The organism is Bacillus sp. PK3-037 (genome assembly GCF_054161355.1).
In genome coordinates this window covers 915,412-932,414 of record NZ_CP096408.1, presented here as the reverse complement: position 1 = coordinate 932,414, position 17,003 = coordinate 915,412, and the positions used below count along the sequence as shown (strand labels likewise).

Here is a 17,003-nt window from a genome sequence, read left to right as displayed (position 1 = left end):
CATTTTCACTCCAATCCTTTTAATTGCCGCCTTCTTCTTTAGCGACTCCTTTTTCAAGTGCCTTCCATGACAGGGTTGCACATTTAATACGGGCCGGGAATTTTGAAACGCCTTGAAGGGCTTCAATATCACCCAGATCTATAGAATCATCATATTCTTTCCCTTGCATCATATCCGAGAAAATCTTAGACATGGAAAGGGCTGTTTCAATATCTTTCCCTTTAATCGCCTGAGTCATCATCGAAGCGGATGCCATTGAAATGGAACAGCCTTCCCCTTCAAATTTCGCATCTTCCACGATGTCTCCGTCAAGCTTCATTGTCAGTCTGATTCGGTCGCCGCATGTCGGATTGTTCATATCCACGACGATACTGTCATTCAAAACTCCTTTATTGCGCGGGTTTTTGTAATGATCCATAATCACCTGTCTGTACAGTGTATCTAAGTTTGCATTAAAAGACATTTGTAAAATACTCCTTTGTCTTTTGAAGAGCTTCCACAAGCTTATCAATCTCTTCCTCTGTATTATACAGATAAAAGCTTGCTCTTGCAGTAGCAGTTACATCCAGCCATTTCATCAGCGGCTGCGCACAATGGTGGCCGGCTCTGACTGCGATTCCCTCCGCATCAAGCACAGTCGCCACATCGTGCGGATGAACATCATCAAGGTTAAATGTAACAAGCCCGGCACGCTCTTCCGGCCCGTAAACCGTTACGCCGTCAAGCTGGCGGAAGCGTTCAAGCGCATAAGCTGCAAGCTTGTGCTCGTGGCGGGAAATCTCATCAAGACCGATTTCTTCGAGAAAATCAATGGCGGCACCGAGGCCGATTGCTCCTGCAATAATCGGCGTACCCGCTTCGAATTTCCACGGAAGCTCTTTCCAAGTTGATTCATAAAGCCCGACAAAGTCGATCATTTCACCGCCGAATTCGGCAGGCTCCATGTTTTCCAGCAGGGCTTTCTTTCCGTACAGCACACCAACACCAGTAGGTCCGCACATTTTATGGGAAGAAAGCGCAAAGAAGTCGCAATCGAGATCCTGCACGTCAATTTTCATGTGAGGCGTGCTTTGCGCACCGTCCACCACAATAACAGCCCCATTGTCATGAGCGATTTTCGCCATTTCTTTAATCGGGTTGATCGTGCCAAGAACATTAGACACATGAGATACCGCAACAATCTTTGTATTGCTTGTGACTGTTGCTTTGACGTCATCTAATGAAATCGAGCCGTCTTCCTGCAGCGGAATATATTTTAATGTGGCGCCAGTCGCTTTGACAGCCTGCTGCCACGGAATGATATTCGCATGATGCTCCATATAGGTGATGACCACTTCATCACCCGGTTTGAGGTTGGCGCGTGCATAGCTTAGCGCCACCATGTTCAGTGATGTGGTCGTGCCTTTTGTGAAAATAATCTCAGCCATTGACTTCGCGTTAATAAACTTGCGGACTTTTTCACGCGCTCCTTCATAACCGTCTGTCGCTCTGGTTCCAAGCGTATGGACGCCCCGGTGAACATTGGAATTGTATTGGTTATAATACTTATCCAGTGTTTCAATGACAGCACGCGGCTTCTGGGAAGTCGCCGCGCTGTCGAGATAAACGAGATCATGTCCGTTCACTTGCTGATGAAGGATCGGGAACTGTTCACGAATATCTGTGATATTCATTACTTCACTTTCCTTTCGATAACAGAAACCAATTGTTTCTTAACGCCTTCAATCGGAAGTTCGTTAACTACCGGCGCAAGGAATCCGTAGATGACTAAGCGTTCTGCTTCTTCTTTCGCAATCCCGCGGCTCATCAGGTAGTACAGCTGAATAGGGTCCACACGGCCGACAGATGCCGCATGTCCTGCAGTTACATCGTCTTCGTCAATTAAAAGAATAGGGTTTGCGTCTCCGCGCGCTTTTTCGCTGAGCATCAGCACACGGGATTCCTGTTCCGCATTCGCTTTAGAAGCGCCATGTTCGATTTTGCCGATTCCGTTAAAGATAGAAGAAGCGGAATCCTTCATCACACCGTGCTTCAAGATATATCCTTCAGAAGCTTTACCGAAATGAATGATTTGTGTCGTGAAGTTTTCTGTTTGCTCTCCTCTTCCGACAACAACCGTTTTCGTGTCGCCGTAAGTGCCGTCACCGTAAAGGTTTGTTGTGTTTTCGGAAATGGTGTCGCCATCGTTCATGAGGCCGAGAGCCCACTCGATTTTGCTGTCGCGACCGCGCGCAGCACCGCGGCGGTTGACGTAAGTTGTCACGCCGGAAGACAGATTATCCACTGCACCGTATGTCACGCTGGCATTATCACCTGTGATAACCTCACTGATAATATTGAATACAGCATCTTTCGGGTTGACCGTGCTGATGTAGTTTTCTACATACGTTACTGAGCTATGGTCTTCCGCCACAATCAATACGTGGTTGAACAGAGCTGTATCATTGCTTTCGTGGACATAAACAGCCTGAACCGGCGTCTCCACCTGAACATTTTTCGGAACATAGAGGAATGCCCCTCCGTTAACAAGAGCTGCGTGAAGTGCGGTTAATTTATGCTCATCAACCTTCACGCCGTCTTTCATAAAGTATTTCTCCACTAAGTCGCTGTGCTCGCGTGCGGCAGTCAAAATATCTGTAAAGATGACGCCTTTGTCTTTCAATTCCTGAGAAAGAGAAAGGTATGCAGGCGTTTGATCACGCTGTACATATAACGTTTTATCTTCGTTTTCGACATCGATCAGCGCTTTTGCTTCATCAGTCAAATCTTCTAATGAAGAAAGCGGTTCATTATCAACTGTATGCTTCGCGAAGTTCGTGAAGTTCCAGTTTGTGATTTTTGTTTTGTCAGGCTTCGGCATCGGCAGATCCTCAGCTTGTTCAAGAGCCTGTAAGCGCAGGTTTTTCAGCCAGGCAGGTTCTTGATGCTTTTCGGAAAAGCTTTTGAGATACTCCTGATCTACGGATAGTTTTGTATCTAGTGTCATATTAATCCCCCTAACGCTTACGCTTCTTGGCCTACAGTTTCGTCTTCAATGCCAAGTTCTTTTTTGATCCAGTCATAACCTTCTGCTTCAAGACGCTGTGCAAGCTCTGCACCGCCGGATTTGACAACGCGGCCTTGCATCATAACGTGAACCACATCAGGAGTGATGTAGTTTAACAAACGCTGATAGTGAGTGATCATCAGGCAGCCGAAGCTTTCGCTGCGCATTCTGTTGATCCCTTTTGATACAACTTTCAGAGCGTCAATATCAAGACCTGAGTCGATTTCATCAAGGATGGCGATTTTCGGTTCAATCATCATCAGCTGAAGGATTTCGTTGCGTTTTTTCTCCCCGCCTGAGAAGCCTTCGTTGAGGTAGCGCTGAGCCATTTCAGGGTCCATTTCTAAGAACTCCATGTTTTCGTCCATTTTGCGGATGAATTTCATAAGAGAAATTTCATCGCCTTCTTCTCTGCGCGCGTTGATCGCAGAACGAAGGAAGTCGGCATTTGTCACACCGCTGATTTCACTTGGGTACTGCATTGCAAGGAACAAACCTGCCTGCGCACGCTCGTCCACTTCCATTTCCAGTACATCTTTGCCGTCAAGCGTGATGCTGCCCTTCGTTACTTCATATTTAGGATGCCCCATAATAGCAGCTGACAGAGTTGATTTACCAGTACCGTTCGGTCCCATTACGGCGTGGAACTCTCCGCCTTTTATTTCAAGGTTTACACCTTTTAAGATCTCTTTCCCTTCGATTTCAACGTGAAGATCTTTGATCGTTAATGTTGAAGCAGCCATATCTATACCTCCAAAAATATATAATCATTATTCTCATTTTATTCTCATTCTAATTTTATAACAAATGAAAAGTAAATACAACTTTTTATCGTGCCTTGCACATTTCTCAAGTTTAACAAAGTTCAGCACTTTATTAAAGCAATTGAAAAAGAAAAAGAGTGGATTCCCACCCTTTTTTTAAAGACCGATTTTCTCATTAAGCTCCGCAGAATACCGCTTGCATTTTTTATATTCAAGCTCTCTCTGCCGCTCAACTTCCATTCTTGTATCCAGCCGGCGTCCGTATTCCTCGTACCCGATTCCATGCGACAGCTGCATCGCTTTTTCCATTTCTGACGTATAATCGAGGTCCAGTCTGTCCTGGCTGCTGCAAATAATGAATCAATCCCTTCATTTATTTACTGCTATTGTATCAGCTCTGCGGCCGGCGCTGCAAAATGGATATGGCTTGATATAACAACGGATGAGACGAAAGGACCCTTTGAGTTGAAATGAGAATCGCTTTTCTGAATATTCCTTCTTCTAATGCGTCGTGTTTCCAAATTCCTCTATGCACTGCTGGACAACTGTCACACCTTGGCTTAGAGCCGCGCCGCCTCCGAATGCCGCCGCCACACTGACAGCTTCAAGAATGTTTTCTTCCGTCGCTCCTTGGTCAAGACAGCCTTTTGTGTGATAGATCATGCAATATTCGTCCTGAGCATTGATAGCGATCCCCAGTGCAATCAGCTGTTTTTCTCTTTCTGTTAGTGAATTAGCTGCAAAGCATTGCTCGGTAAATTCGTTAAACTTTCTTCCCATCATCGGCATCTTCTGTTCAAATGTGCCTAAACTTTGTTTATATTGTTTTAACGCGTCCTGCATGCTTCCTCTATCTTGATTCAAAGAAAATCCCTCCATCTGTTTAACATTCCTTTTTATTATGAACAGCTTTAAGGAAAATACCCAAAAAACCCCGGATTTCTCATCCGGGGTTTCAGCCTTATTCAGATACAGGAAGCACAGCTCCGTCATATTTTTTATCGATGAAGTCTTTGATCTTTTTAGAGTGAAGAACTTCCATCAGCGCTTTGATTTTTGCAGAATCCTCTTCGCCATCTCTCACTGCAATGATATTGGCGTAAGGGTTATCTTTTGTTGATTCCACTTCAATCGCGTCTTTTTTAGGATTTAATTTATTTTGGATTGCGTAGTTCACATTGATGAAGGCCGCGTCTCCTTCTTTGTTTTCATATGCTTTTGCCGTTAATTCTGGCGCTACTTTTTTGAATTCAAGGTTTTTCGGGTTTTTCTTAATGTCTTTCAGTGTTGCGTCGACTGTCTCCACTTTAGAATCAAGTGTGATTAATCCTGCATTTTCAAGCATCGCAAGCATACGGCCTTGTTCAGCGACGTTATTTGTCAGGATAATTGTTGCACCGTCGGGAAGATCTTTTAATGATTTGTATTTTTTAGAATAAATACCGAATGGCTCTAAGTGAATCGCACCGGCATTCGCAAGTTTATAATCTTTGTTTTCTTTCATTTCTTGCTCAAGGTAAGGAATGTGCTGGAAGAAGTTCGCATCCACTTCTTTATCAGCCAAGGCTTTGTTGTACATTTTGTAATCACTAAGCACTTTCACTTTCAGTGTGTAGCCTTTTTCTTTTAACAATGGTTCAGCTTCTTTTAAAATTTCTGCATGCGGTGTTTTTGTAGCTGCAACAACAATTTCTTTCTTGCCGGATTCAGCGTTATTAGAACCGCAGGCAGCCATAACTCCTGCAAATACAAGCAGTAATGCACCCAAAAATAGCTTTTTCAATGTAAATCCTCCCTTATCGTTTGTCTATTATATTTGTTATGACATCACCGATGATTTGAATAATAAATACGATGATTAAAATAAACACAGTAGCAACGAAGGTAACATCAGTATTATTAGACTGATAGCCTTCTACGTACGCAAGGTTTCCAAGGCCTCCTGAACCGATGGCGCCGGCAATTGCCGTTGAGCCGATCAAAGCGATGGCCGTAACCGTGATCCCAGAAATAAGGGCCGGCATGGATTCCGGAAGCAGCACTTTGAAAATAATCGTTGATGTTTTGGCTCCCATTGATTTCGCAGCTTCGATGACGCCTTTATCCACCTCGCGAAGCGCAATTTCAGCAAGCCGCGCGTAAAACGGGGCTGAGCCGATGACTAACGCCGGCAGTGCCGCGTTCGGCCCTAAGATGGTGCCGACTAAAAACTTCGTAAAACCTAGTAATAAAATAATTAAAATGAGGAACGGAATAGACCTGAATACATTGACAATGGCCGCAATCACAGTGTTGACCGCTTTGTTCTGCCAGAGGCTCCCTTTGCTCGTGAGAAAGAGCAGCAGACCGAGGATCACCCCGATGACAAAGGCAAAAACCAAAGAGATCAGCGTCATATAAAGCGTTTCGTATGTCGCATTCCATAATTCAGTTACATCAACGTTCGGGAAGTATTTTTCAAACATTCGTGATCACCTCTGCTTTCACCTGTTTGTCATTAATAAACCGGATCACGTTTTGCACTTCTTCCTCGTCACCGTCAATATGGATGAACAGTGAACCGTAAGCTCCATCCTTCGTCTGAGAGATTTTCCCTTGCAGAATATTGACGCTGACATTGAAGTTTCTGATCATCTCTGTAATCAGAGGCTGTTCAGCAGAATCACCGACAAATGTGAGCTGAACCATTTTTCCTGATGCTGTTTCATCAAGAAGGTGCTGTAGCGTTTCTTTCGTTTCTTCCGGCTCTGTCACCTGCTGAACAAATCGTTTTGTCATGTCTTCCTTCGGATTTTTGAAGACATCGAGAACTTCTCCTTCTTCCACAACCTTTCCGTTTTCCATGACAGCGACTCTGTTACAGATTTTGCGGATGACATGCATTTCGTGTGTGATCAGCACAATCGTCAAACCGAGTCTTTCATTAATATCGGACAAAAGATCCAAGATTGAATCAGTTGTTTGCGGATCTAAAGCTGATGTCGCTTCATCACAAAGGAGAACCTTCGGATTGTTTGCGAGCGCTCTGGCGATTCCGACCCGCTGCTTTTGTCCGCCGCTCAGCTGGGACGGGTAAGATTTTTCTTTTCCTTCTAAACCTACCAGTTTAATCAGTTCATTGGCACGCTTGATCCGCTCGCTTTTTTTCACCCCGGCAATTTCTAAAGGAAACATGATGTTATCTCTGACAGTTCGCGACCAGAGCAAATTGAAATGCTGGAAAATCATACTGATTTCATGGCGTGCTTTTCTTAAATTTCGTCCGTTTACTTCATTAATCTTTGTTCCCGCCACTTCCACGATTCCTGAGCTTGGTTTCTCAAGTCCGTTCAGCAGACGGATTAAGGAACTTTTACCAGCTCCGCTATATCCTATAATTCCAAAAATCTCACCTTTTTTAATGGAAAGCGAGACATTTTGGACAGCATTGACATCTCCATGTTTCGACTTATACACTTTTGAAACATCCTGAAGATTGATCAAAGCGATCACCTGCCTTAACACTATTCTAAGAAATCTTCCGGTTTTTTCTGCAAAAGAAAAGCCTTTCTGCACACTTGAGCAGAAAGGCTTATATTAAACTCGCCTTTCTCTCATCTTTCAAAGCTGAACGCTTCGTGTGAATTGGCACCATTTCAACAGTGTTGATGGTTGCCGGGCTTCATAGGGCACTTCCCTCCACCTCTCTTGATAAGAGAAATATATAGTCTTTTTCGTCCGGAAATTCTTCATGTAGAATAGCATGGCGAATGATAAAATGTCAATAAAATAAATGATGTCAACTTTTACTATTATAATAATTTACTATTTTTCAATTCTTTAGAATCCTCTGAAAAAAGCCATTCGTCAGCCACAGAATGGCTTCCAGCTTTAACAGCGCTCTGAATGAACCCTTTACCTTTAGGCTTCCGCTCTGGATCAGGTGCTGAAGGGAAATGTCTCCATGCAAAAGATCAATGATTTCTGTTTGGTTTCCATAAAAGGTCAGGTTGGACGTGTGGGGCGGAGAAATCTTTTTCATTTCCCCTTGTTCGTTTATTGAGACGGTTAAGGCTTCTGTTTCTCCTTGGAAGGTAATGAGCAATGTTGAAGTGTTCAAAAGGGGTTTTAAAAACAGATGCTGGTAATCATCTTCTAAAACTTCCGCTTTCTCCATTTGTACAACCTCCTATTTGTTGGTCATACATACACATTTCTCTCTTCAGCGCAAGAACCCCTTTATAAAACGAACGACAATTTCATTGGAATGCGCCGAGAAAAATGTCATAAATGAGATGCAGAAGATGATTTTTGTTTGATCAGCTCATATAAGTAAGAAACGGAATGAAACGCATACCCTCTTTCAATTACTTTCCCGCCCTTAAACAGCAGAAAACAAGGGACGCTTTCAATTTGATATGCTTTAGCAAACGCCGGTGAATAGTTGAGATTATTTTTATAGAAGGCGACAGACGGAAGCATTTCTCCGACGACTGTCAGCATTTTGCTTGCCAGCTGGCAGGTCCCGCAAAACGGAGTATATAAATATAGGAGATACACATCATCAGTAATGTGATCAAGTTCTTGTTCTTGGAGTTCTTTCATGCTATAACACCTCAGGTCTTTCTTTCAAGAAAAATCGTATGGACATTCAGATTTGCGCTCAGCAATACAGATGCTATATGGTGTCTGGGCGCCGCCGCCACTTCCTTATAGGCTCTGTCGATATGTAAATGGAAGGCTTCATTAAATTCCCTTTTCAGCTGTTTTCTCAATTTCTCGCCCGATTCATCGGCATCAACCAAAATATAGATGTCCTTCTCGTAAAGCTCGTCAGCCAATTCCTCCAGCCTCAGCTGGCTGATTGTTCCGTTTGTGCAGATAATGCGCACTGGCTCATTCAGGACGCTTTCAATCTTTTCTTTATCTGATTTCCCTTCAACAATCAAGACTTTTTCCAGCTCGTCCATGTTCATCTGCTTCACCTGCCGCGTCAAATTTGAAACGTTCAGATTGTAAAAGAAGGCAGTGAAATTCACCGCCAACATTAACACCAGCCGCTTTCGTAGTCACAATCCACATATTTCTGATCGTCTCCTGAAACCACGTCGGCTGTCTTATAAAACTTTTCATTTTCATAGGTAAAACCGGACTTAAGCTCATATTCATTCATGCCTGTCATTTGGCCGATCATCTCATCTTCATGATATAACGAGAGCCGGCCATTTTGAAAGCGGCCTGTCACATCATTGGTGACATCGAGCTTTTGTTTGCTGAAAGCCATATTGGACACCTCCCATAGCGTTAGCGTATCCAATTGCCTGCTCAGCTATCCGGTTTTAGTCTTGCTGTGTCATCTCTTCGTATTGCTCTGCTGTCATTAGTTTTTCAATTTCAGACGCGTCAGACGGTTCAACGACGATCATCCATGCTTTTTCATACGGAGATTCGTTGACGAACTCCGGGCTGTCATCAAGATCTTCGTTTACTTCCACTACAGTTCCGTTAATCGGTGCGTAAAGCTCAGATACCGTTTTTACGGATTCTACACTTCCGAAAGGCTCGTCCGCTTTAATTTCAGCGCCGACTTCAGGAAGCTCAACAAACACGATATCTCCGAGCTCGGATTGGGCAAAATGGGTAATGCCGATTTTGGCTTTTTCTCCTTCAACTTTTACCCACTCGTGTTCTTCTGAGTAACGCAAATCTTTAGGTATGCTCAATTGAATCCCTCCATTTTTTACAGCACTACAATAAGAAGATACCACACTTTTCGAAAAAAATTTACATCATGACCAGTTTTCTTCAAATTGGTCTTCTTTAAAGCCGACTGTTACTTTTTCGCCGTCTGTTGTGAGCGGGCGCTTGATCAGCATTCCGTCTGAAGCCAGCAGTTCAAGCTGTTCGTCTTCTGACATGTGGTACAGTTTTTCCTTGAGATTCAGTTCACGGTATTTCATGCCGCTTGTGTTGAAGAATTTCTTTAAATCCAGCCCGCTTTTTTCGTAAAGCGATTTTAGCTCCTCTTTGCTTGGAGGCTGTTCTGCAATATGTATTTCGTTGATTTCTTTTCCATGCTCTTCAAGCCATTTTTTCGCTTTGCGGCACGTTCCGCATTTAGGGTACCAGTAAAAAGTTAACGACATCTTCTTCCCCCTCAATAAAATAATCGAGGTTATTTTAACACAGTTTGTTTTAAAAACCTAAAACAGTGCTTCATAAAAAAGAGCTCCGGATGTGCGGAGCTCCTTGGGACTCAGACAATATATTTTTCGGCCCCGAACACACCCGCTGCCGCTTCACGTTTTTTCCGAATGACATTTTTAGGCGTCACGCGTGTCAGCTTGCGAAGAGCCGAGAGCATCATACGGAGAGAATCCCCTTCTTCCATTGCAAGTAAAGATTCTTTCGCATGGGCTTCAATTTCGTTAAAGGCTTCTTGAACGAAAATTTCTGTGTACAGCAGCTTTTGCGCTGCTTTATCGCTTCCTTGCGCGGCAATGGCCTTTTCCGTTCTGAGCACCGCTGATTCCATTGCATATACATTGCTGACAATATCAGCAACGTTTACGAGGATTTCTTGTTCACGGTCGATCGCTTTTCCGTATTTTTGCGCGGCAAGACCCGCGGCGAACAGGGCGATTTTTTTGGCTTGCTTGACGATATATTTCTCTTGCTCTAATACGCCCGTGCCCGGCTCCTCAGGCATAAGCATCATAAGTTCTTCTTGAAGCGCCTGTGCCTTTTCAAAAAGAGGCAGCTCGCCTTTCATCGCTTTCTTCAGAAACGTGCTTGGCACAATTAACCGGTTAATTTCATTTGTTCCTTCGAAAATCCGGTTGATCCTGGAATCCCGATAGGCTCTTTCCACCTCATACTCCTGCATAAATCCGTAGCCGCCGTGAATTTGCACGCCTTCATCGACAATATAATCAAGCGTTTCAGAGCCAAACACCTTGTTGAGAGAGCATTCAATGGCGTATTCGGCAATGGACTTCGCAATTTGTCTTCCGTCCTTTAGGTCTTCAGCTGTAAACTGGCTCATATTGTCTTCAAACAGCCCAACGGTTCTGTACACAGAGCTTTCCATCGCATACAGCCTCGATGCCATTGTCGCCATTTTTTCCTGTGTCAGCGAAAAGGCTGCGATCGGCGTTTTAAATTGGCGGCGCTGATTTGCGTATGCCGCAGAGAGCTCGATTACCCGCTTAGACGCGCCGATTGTGCCAACCGCCAGCTTGTAGCGGCCGATATTTAAAATATTAAAGGCGATGATATGCCCTTTGCCGATTTCTCCAAGAAGGTTTTCCTTCGGCACCTCAGCCTGATCCAAAATGAGGGTTCTCGTCGATGACCCTTTAATTCCCATTTTCTTTTCTTCAGGTCCGGTTGATACGCCAGGAAAATCTTTTTCTACAATAAAAGCGGAAAACTTTTCGCCGTCCACTTTGGCGTAAACGACAAAGACATCGGCAAAAGCTGAGTTGGTGATCCACTGTTTTTCCCCGGTTAATACGTAATGCGTTCCAGCTTCATTCAGCACTGCTGTCGTTTTTGCGCCTAACGCATCAGATCCGGAACCCGGCTCAGTCAGTGCGTACGCAGCGATCTTTTCCCCTGAAGCCAGATCAGGGAGATATTTTTTCTTTTGCTCTTCCGTTCCGAAGAATACGATCGGCAAGGAACCGATGCCGACATGTGCACCGTAAGAAAGTGAAAAGCTTCCCGCACGCGAAAATTTTTCAGTGATCAGCGCCGAGCTGATTTTATCAAGGCCCAGCCCGCCGTATTCCTCGGGAACATCGGCTCCGAGAAGCCCCAGTTCTCCCGCTTTCTTCAAAAGCCGGACGGAATGTTCAAATTGATGGCTCTCAATTTCATCTATATGTGGCAGAACGTCCTGCTCAATGTAATCCTCCGTTGTTTTCGCAATCATTTTATGCTCGTCGGTGAAATCCTCCGGTGTATACATCTGATCATATGTGACATCCTCGATTAAGAAACCGCCGCCTTTTAGTACTTCAGCCGTTTTTTTCGTCATTTGTTTTTCCCCCTTTAGCATAATTCAAATACACCGGCTGCTCCCATCCCGCCGCCGATGCACATTGTGACGACACCAAATTGCTCGTTTCTTCGTTTCATTTCGTGAATCAGCGAGAGAGTAAGCTTTGTGCCCGTGCAGCCAAGCGGGTGTCCGAGTGCGATTGCGCCCCCGTTGACATTCACTTTCTCCTCATCAATCCCCAGCTCCCTGATGACTTGGATGGCTTGTGATGCAAAAGCTTCGTTCAGTTCGAACAGCCCGATGTCCTGCAGTTGAAGCCCGGCTAGCTTCAGTGCGCGCGGAATGGCTTCCACGGGCCCGATGCCCATGACTTCCGGCGGCACCCCGCCAACTGCAAAGGAACGGAATTTGACAAGCGGCGCCAAACCAAGCGCATCCGCTTTTTCGCGATCCATCAGCATGACAGCCGCCGCCCCGTCACTTGTTTGCGAGGAATTTCCGGCAGTGACTGTCCCGTCAACGGAAAAGGCCGGGCGTAATGTGCTTAAAATGTCTGCGGTCGTTTGCGGGCGGACACCTTCATCCTGAGAAAAAACAGTATGTTTTTCCTGCGGCTTATGGTTTTCGCCGATTTCTGTCACCTTGACTTCGACAGGGACAATTTCGTCTTTAAATTTCCCCTCTGCAAGGGCTTTGGCAGCTTTCTGGTGGCTGCGCACGGCAAAAGCATCCTGATCTTCACGGGAAACGCCGTATTTTTTCGCAACCTGTTCTGCCGTGTGTCCCATGCTCATGTAATACTCCGGCGCTTTCTCGGCTAATGCAAGGTTCGGACGGGTCACATGCCCCATCATCGGAACCTGTGACATAGATTCCGCTCCGCCTGCAATGGCTGTATCGTAGGCGCCAAGCATAATTTTTTCTGCCGCATATGCGATGGACTGAAGACCTGAGGAACAGTATCGGTTGACCGTAATCGCCGGCACCGTATATGGCAGACCCGCAAGCGCGCCGATATTTCTCGCCATATTGAGCCCCTGTTCTGCTTCAGGTGTCGCACAGCCAATAATTAAATCGTCAATATTGCCCTCATAGCCGCCTGCTCGTTTCAGCGTTTCTTTCACGCAAATGGCTCCCAAATCATCCGGGCGAACGGTGGCCAATGAACCTTTTTTCGCTTTCCCTACCGGTGTTCTTGCTCCTGCCACAATAACTGCCTCTTTCATAAACTCCCTCCTAGTTCCGTAAAGGTTTGCCTTTCACCAGCATATGCTGCATTCTCGCTTGAGATTTCGCCTCGCCTGCCAGACTTAAAAACGCTTCTCTCTCAATTTCCAATAAATACTCTTCATCCACCTCTGTTCCGAACGGCACTTTTCCGCCGGCAATCACAAAAGCGAGCTTTTTAGCGATTTTCATATCATGCTCAGATAGGTAGCCGGACAGCTTCATTTGCTCTGCACCGAGCAGAAGCGCGGCATAACCTGTTTCCCCCGCCACCTTGACCTTTTGTTTTATAGGCGGCCGCCAGCCGGTATCGTATAAAGAGGCGGCTGACTGCTTTGCATCGTACAGAAGGTGATCCTGGTTAGTGCTGATACGGTCAGCCACTTTTAAAATGTTCAGTTCCCGAGCCTCTTGGGCGGAAGTTGACACCTTAGCCATTGCAATCGTTTCAAATGTTTTCATGGCCGCATTCATCGGATCAAGACCGCGGCGAAGATGATTGATGTACAGCTCTTTATTGCCCCCTCCGCCAGGGATAAGGCCGACTCCTGATTCTACAAGTCCCATATAGGCTTCGCTTGCCGCTTGAATCCGTGCAGCAGGAAGACATACTTCCGTCCCTCCGCCGAGCGTCATGCCAAATGGAGCTGCAACAACAGGTTTCGCGCTGTATTTGATGTTCATCATTGTCTCTTGAAAACGCCGTATCACCAAATCAACTTCCATAAAGTTGTCATCCTGTACTTCCATTAAGATCATGGCGAGATTGGCGCCCACACAGAAATTTTTGCCTTGATTGCCGATGACAAGCCCTTTGTAATTCCGCTCTGTTTCTTCCAAAGCTCTGTTGATCATTTGAATGATGTCGAACCCGATGGCATTGCTTTTCGAGTGAAACTCGAGAAGTGCCACATCTTCTCCAAGGTCGATCAGGCTGGCTCCGCTGTTTTTGGCAATGACGCCGTTTATTTCTTTGACCGATTGTAAATGGATTCGTTTCTTGTTTTCTTTTACAGCTCTGTATTCGCCGCTTTCGTAATAAAGCACTGTTCCGTTTTCTCTGATGTAGAAGGTCTCATTCCCTTTGTCCAGCATATCTTTTATCCAGCCGGGAATTTCCGCTCCAAGCTGTTCAAGCTGTTCCGCCGACTGTCTGAGACCGATTGCGTCCCAGATTTCGAATGGTCCCAGTTCCCAGCCGAATCCCCATTTCATGGCTTGGTCAATTGCATGAATATCGTCGGCGATTTCTCCGAGCAGCTGGGCTGAGTAAAGCAGCGTTTGCGACGTGATATTCCACAGCAGCTGGCCAGCCCTGTCTTCCGAATAAATAAGCGCTTTCATTTTGGCTTTTGTCCCTTTAGCTTGCTTTGCCGCTTCAAGAGCCGGCGTTTTCATCTTTGTCCGTTGTTCTCCGTAAGTAAGCGTCATCGGGTCTAGCTCATAAATCGTTTTTCCTTCTTTTTTATAAAAGCCTTGACCGGATTTGCTTCCAATCCAGCCTTTTTGCAGCATGTCATTCATGAAGTCAGGCAGGCGAAACACTTCTTTTTCGTCTCCCTCTGCTTTGTCATATACGTTTCGGGCGACGTGGGCAAACGTATCAAGGCCGACAACATCCAGCGTTCTGAAGGTTGCGCTCTTCGGTCTGCCGATCAGCGGGCCTGTGATGGAGTCGACTTCTCCGACCTGATAGCCGCCTTTCAGCATTTCTTGAACCGTAATGAGAAGTCCGTACGTCCCGATTCGGTTTGCGATAAAATTTGGTGTGTCCTTAGCTGTAACCACACCTTTGCCGAGGACATTTTCACCGAAGGATGTCATAAACGCCAGGATGTCAGGATCAGTTTCCTTAATTGGAATGATCTCCAGCAGCTTTAAGTATCGCGCCGGGTTAAAAAAGTGTGTTCCGAGAAAATGAGCTTTAAAATCATCAGACCTGCCTTCAGCCATTGCCTGCACTGAGATGCCGGACGTGTTGCTTGAGACGATGCTGCCCGGTTTCCGATGCTCATCCACGAGAGAGAAAATCTTCTTTTTGACCTCAAGATTTTCAACAACGACCTCAATAATCCAATCAGCTTCCTTCAGCTTCTCAACATCATCTTCTAGATTGCCGGGAGTAATATAAGCGGTATTTTGTGCTGACGTAAGAGGGGCGGGCTTTTGTTTCAGCAGCTTTTTCACCGCAGATCTGCTCAGCCTGCTGCGCACCTCCGGACTTTCCTTCGTCAGCCCCTTTTTCTCCTCTTCCTTTGTTAAATCGTTCGGCACAATATCAAGCAGCAGAACCGGAATTCCGATGTTAGCCAAATGCGCAGCAATACCGGAACCCATAACCCCCGATCCTAAAACGGCTGCTTTTTGAATGTGTTTGTGCATGAGACATCCCCCTTGAACGTTGAATGAATAATCATTCATTTTTTGGTCAAAAAAAATGGAAACCCGTTTCTTCTTTCATCATAAAAGATTTTTGTTTCGACTTCAATAGCTAATTTGTTATTTTTTTGTATGAAGCTGATAGAAGACGGGAAACGTAAACCCGGAGGTGAAGGGAATGGTGCGAGAGAAAAAGAACCCGTCTTCAGCAGCAGTAAGCGCGGCGAGCGTAAAAGGAGATGCCGGTCCGACACAGCATTACGGCGGCGGAAAACGGACAAGCCAAAATCAGCAGTATAAGAAACAAAACATGGAACAATAACAATGCAGCTGCGGTTCGCGGCTGCTTTCACTTTTTGAAAATCCCTTTTAACACAAAAGCCGCATTTGCGGGTCTCTCGGCGATTCTTCTCATAAAGTAGCTAAACCAGTCGGTTCCATACGGGACATATACACGCATCTTGTACCCTTCCTTCACGAGTTCCTTCTGCCGCTCCGGCCTAATCCCGTAAAGCATTTGAAACTCGAATTGTGACAGCGGGATTTGATGCTCGGCAACGAGTTTCTTCGTAAACGCAATGATGTCATCATCGTGTGTAGCGACGGCAGTATAGTTCCCGCTCAGCAGATGAAGTTTAATCAAGCTCTGAAAGTGAAGGTCTGTTCCTTTTTTATCAGGGAATGCAACGGCCGCAGATTCCTTGTAAGCGCCTTTGACAAGTCTGAGATTCGGCTTCAGATCGTGCAGCTTTCGGATATCTTCTGCAGCCCGGTAAAGATACGCCTGTATCACCGTACCCAGCATGCCAAATTCCTGCTTGCACTGCCTGTAGATGGCAAGCGTCTGTTCATAATGTGAGTAGTCCTCCATATCGATCGTCACAGCCACGTCATTTTCCTTCGCGGCAGATAGAATGTCACGCAAATGTGAAACGGCCAGCTCTTCTGAAATATCGAGCCCCAGTGACGTCAGCTTAAGGGAAAGCTCGGAATCTAACCGGTGGTCGGCAATCGCTTGAATCGCCTTCTTGCATTCCCCTGCGACTCGACTTGCTTCTTTTTGTGTAGCCGCATACTCGCCTAAATAATCGATGGTTGTGCACAAACCGGATTGATTCAGCTTTTTAATGGTACGAACAGCCGATTCAATCGTGTCTCCCGCGACAAATCTCCGCGCCCCCAGCCGTGATCCGTATGCTTTTGCAAGCTTGGTGAGCGTTTTATTTTGAGATAAGAATAAAAACATATGTCTCAACATCCAATTCCCTCCTGACAATACGGCCTTCTTCAAAACACCTGTATATAACTCCCATACTGAAGGAAACATAAAACGAATAGAACGCAAAGGAGGATGACAATGAACAATCAGCAGCAATCTCAAATGCCGCCCTCTGTTATTTCGACAAAGGATCATTTGTATCTGAATGACATGCTGAACTGGAATCTGCTCGCGATGAAAAAAGCGCATTTTATGGCGCAGCAGTGCCAGGATCAAACATTAAAACAAGAACTAGACCGCGTCGGACATATGCATCACGATCACTATCAAAGAATATTAAAGCACCTGCAGCCAGGCCAGCAGCAGTCCGGCTACATCCAATAA

21 protein-coding genes and 1 riboswitch are annotated in these 17,003 nt (G+C 45.5%); of the genes, 2 read left to right on the top strand and 19 right to left on the bottom strand.

Going from position 1 to position 17,003, the window contains the following annotated elements; genetic code table 11:
• Positions 1 to 19 precede the first annotated feature (19 nt).
• The 18 genes from sufU to M1D69_RS04715 form a co-directional block, all read right to left on the bottom strand.
• Positions 20 to 463, bottom strand: a complete 444-nt coding sequence (gene sufU, locus M1D69_RS04800; protein ID WP_003222809.1) for a Fe-S cluster assembly sulfur transfer protein SufU — start codon at positions 461 to 463, stop codon at positions 20 to 22.
• Complete coding sequence (gene sufS / locus M1D69_RS04795) at positions 453 to 1,673, bottom strand: cysteine desulfurase SufS (protein ID WP_458104406.1); 1,221 nt, start codon at positions 1,671 to 1,673, stop codon at positions 453 to 455. Before sufS ends, sufU begins: the two co-directional genes overlap by 11 nt.
• A complete protein-coding gene (sufD, locus tag M1D69_RS04790) occupies positions 1,673 to 2,986 on the bottom strand; it encodes a Fe-S cluster assembly protein SufD (RefSeq protein ID WP_105953846.1) in 1,314 nt (437 codons plus the stop codon). Before sufD ends, sufS begins: the two co-directional genes overlap by 1 nt.
• Positions 2,987 to 3,003: 17 nt before the next feature.
• Positions 3,004 to 3,789 carry a Fe-S cluster assembly ATPase SufC gene (gene sufC / locus M1D69_RS04785; RefSeq protein ID WP_044159040.1) on the bottom strand — a complete coding sequence of 262 codons (786 nt, stop codon included), beginning with the start codon at positions 3,787 to 3,789 and terminating at the stop codon, positions 3,004 to 3,006.
• Between the two features lie 177 nt (positions 3,790 to 3,966).
• Positions 3,967 to 4,119 (bottom strand): hypothetical protein, encoded by a 153-nt coding sequence (locus tag M1D69_RS04780; protein WP_010331789.1) that lies wholly within the window; start codon positions 4,117 to 4,119, stop codon positions 3,967 to 3,969.
• 192 nt (positions 4,120 to 4,311) lie between these two features.
• Complete coding sequence (locus tag M1D69_RS04775) at positions 4,312 to 4,689, bottom strand: carboxymuconolactone decarboxylase family protein (protein WP_038954281.1); 378 nt, start codon at positions 4,687 to 4,689, stop codon at positions 4,312 to 4,314.
• Between the two features lie 82 nt (positions 4,690 to 4,771).
• A complete protein-coding gene (gene metQ, locus M1D69_RS04770; RefSeq protein WP_458104407.1) occupies positions 4,772 to 5,593 on the bottom strand; it encodes a methionine ABC transporter substrate-binding lipoprotein MetQ in 822 nt (273 codons plus the stop codon).
• Positions 5,594 to 5,606: 13 nt separating this feature from the next.
• Positions 5,607 to 6,275: a methionine ABC transporter permease MetP gene (gene metP / locus M1D69_RS04765; protein WP_044159042.1), complete on the bottom strand. Its 669-nt coding sequence runs from the start codon at positions 6,273 to 6,275 to the stop codon at positions 5,607 to 5,609.
• Entirely contained in the window at positions 6,268 to 7,293 is a 1,026-nt protein-coding gene (metN, locus tag M1D69_RS04760; protein WP_458104408.1) for a methionine ABC transporter ATP-binding protein MetN, read from the bottom strand. The genes metP and metN overlap by 8 nt, the downstream gene beginning before the upstream one ends.
• A gap of 107 nt (positions 7,294 to 7,400) precedes the next feature.
• Positions 7,401 to 7,507, bottom strand: a riboswitch (SAM riboswitch).
• A 114-nt stretch (positions 7,508 to 7,621) separates the two neighbouring features.
• On the bottom strand, positions 7,622 to 7,966 hold the full coding sequence (locus M1D69_RS04755) for an SCP2 sterol-binding domain-containing protein (protein WP_024122772.1): 345 nt from the start codon (positions 7,964 to 7,966) through the stop codon (positions 7,622 to 7,624).
• A 107-nt stretch (positions 7,967 to 8,073) separates the two neighbouring features.
• Positions 8,074 to 8,394: a thioredoxin family protein gene (locus M1D69_RS04750; protein ID WP_458104409.1), complete on the bottom strand. Its 321-nt coding sequence runs from the start codon at positions 8,392 to 8,394 to the stop codon at positions 8,074 to 8,076.
• Between the two features lie 11 nt (positions 8,395 to 8,405).
• Positions 8,406 to 8,759, bottom strand: a complete 354-nt coding sequence (locus M1D69_RS04745) for a toprim domain-containing protein (RefSeq protein ID WP_458104410.1) — start codon at positions 8,757 to 8,759, stop codon at positions 8,406 to 8,408.
• Between the two features lie 77 nt (positions 8,760 to 8,836).
• Positions 8,837 to 9,073, bottom strand: coding sequence for a YusG family protein (locus tag M1D69_RS04740; RefSeq protein WP_010331799.1), 237 nt, complete (start codon positions 9,071 to 9,073; stop codon positions 8,837 to 8,839).
• Between the two features lie 55 nt (positions 9,074 to 9,128).
• A complete protein-coding gene (gcvH, locus tag M1D69_RS04735) occupies positions 9,129 to 9,512 on the bottom strand; it encodes a glycine cleavage system protein GcvH (protein ID WP_010331800.1) in 384 nt (127 codons plus the stop codon).
• Between the two features lie 66 nt (positions 9,513 to 9,578).
• Positions 9,579 to 9,935 (bottom strand): arsenate reductase family protein, encoded by a 357-nt coding sequence (locus M1D69_RS04730; protein ID WP_024122775.1) that lies wholly within the window; start codon positions 9,933 to 9,935, stop codon positions 9,579 to 9,581.
• 110 nt (positions 9,936 to 10,045) lie between these two features.
• The gene (fadE, locus tag M1D69_RS04725; RefSeq protein WP_458104411.1) at positions 10,046 to 11,830 is read right to left on the bottom strand and encodes an acyl-CoA dehydrogenase FadE; all 1,785 of its coding nucleotides are present in this window, start codon (positions 11,828 to 11,830) and stop codon (positions 10,046 to 10,048) included.
• A 14-nt stretch (positions 11,831 to 11,844) separates the two neighbouring features.
• Positions 11,845 to 13,020: an acetyl-CoA C-acetyltransferase gene (locus tag M1D69_RS04720; protein ID WP_059353517.1), complete on the bottom strand. Its 1,176-nt coding sequence runs from the start codon at positions 13,018 to 13,020 to the stop codon at positions 11,845 to 11,847.
• Positions 13,021 to 13,030: 10 nt separating this feature from the next.
• The gene (locus M1D69_RS04715) at positions 13,031 to 15,403 is read right to left on the bottom strand and encodes a 3-hydroxyacyl-CoA dehydrogenase NAD-binding domain-containing protein (RefSeq protein ID WP_458104412.1); all 2,373 of its coding nucleotides are present in this window, start codon (positions 15,401 to 15,403) and stop codon (positions 13,031 to 13,033) included.
• Between the two features lie 175 nt (positions 15,404 to 15,578).
• On the opposite strand from M1D69_RS04715, the gene M1D69_RS04710 reads away from it, so the two are divergent.
• On the top strand, positions 15,579 to 15,722 hold the full coding sequence (locus tag M1D69_RS04710; RefSeq protein ID WP_458104413.1) for a YuzL family protein: 144 nt from the start codon (positions 15,579 to 15,581) through the stop codon (positions 15,720 to 15,722).
• Positions 15,723 to 15,749: 27 nt separating this feature from the next.
• Here the strand turns inward: M1D69_RS04710 and M1D69_RS04705 are convergent, their stop codons facing one another.
• Positions 15,750 to 16,658 carry a proline dehydrogenase family protein gene (locus tag M1D69_RS04705; protein ID WP_458104414.1) on the bottom strand — a complete coding sequence of 303 codons (909 nt, stop codon included), beginning with the start codon at positions 16,656 to 16,658 and terminating at the stop codon, positions 15,750 to 15,752.
• A 99-nt stretch (positions 16,659 to 16,757) separates the two neighbouring features.
• Between M1D69_RS04705 and M1D69_RS04700 the strand changes: the two genes are divergently transcribed.
• On the top strand, positions 16,758 to 17,003 hold the full coding sequence (locus M1D69_RS04700) for a hypothetical protein (protein ID WP_010331808.1): 246 nt from the start codon (positions 16,758 to 16,760) through the stop codon (positions 17,001 to 17,003).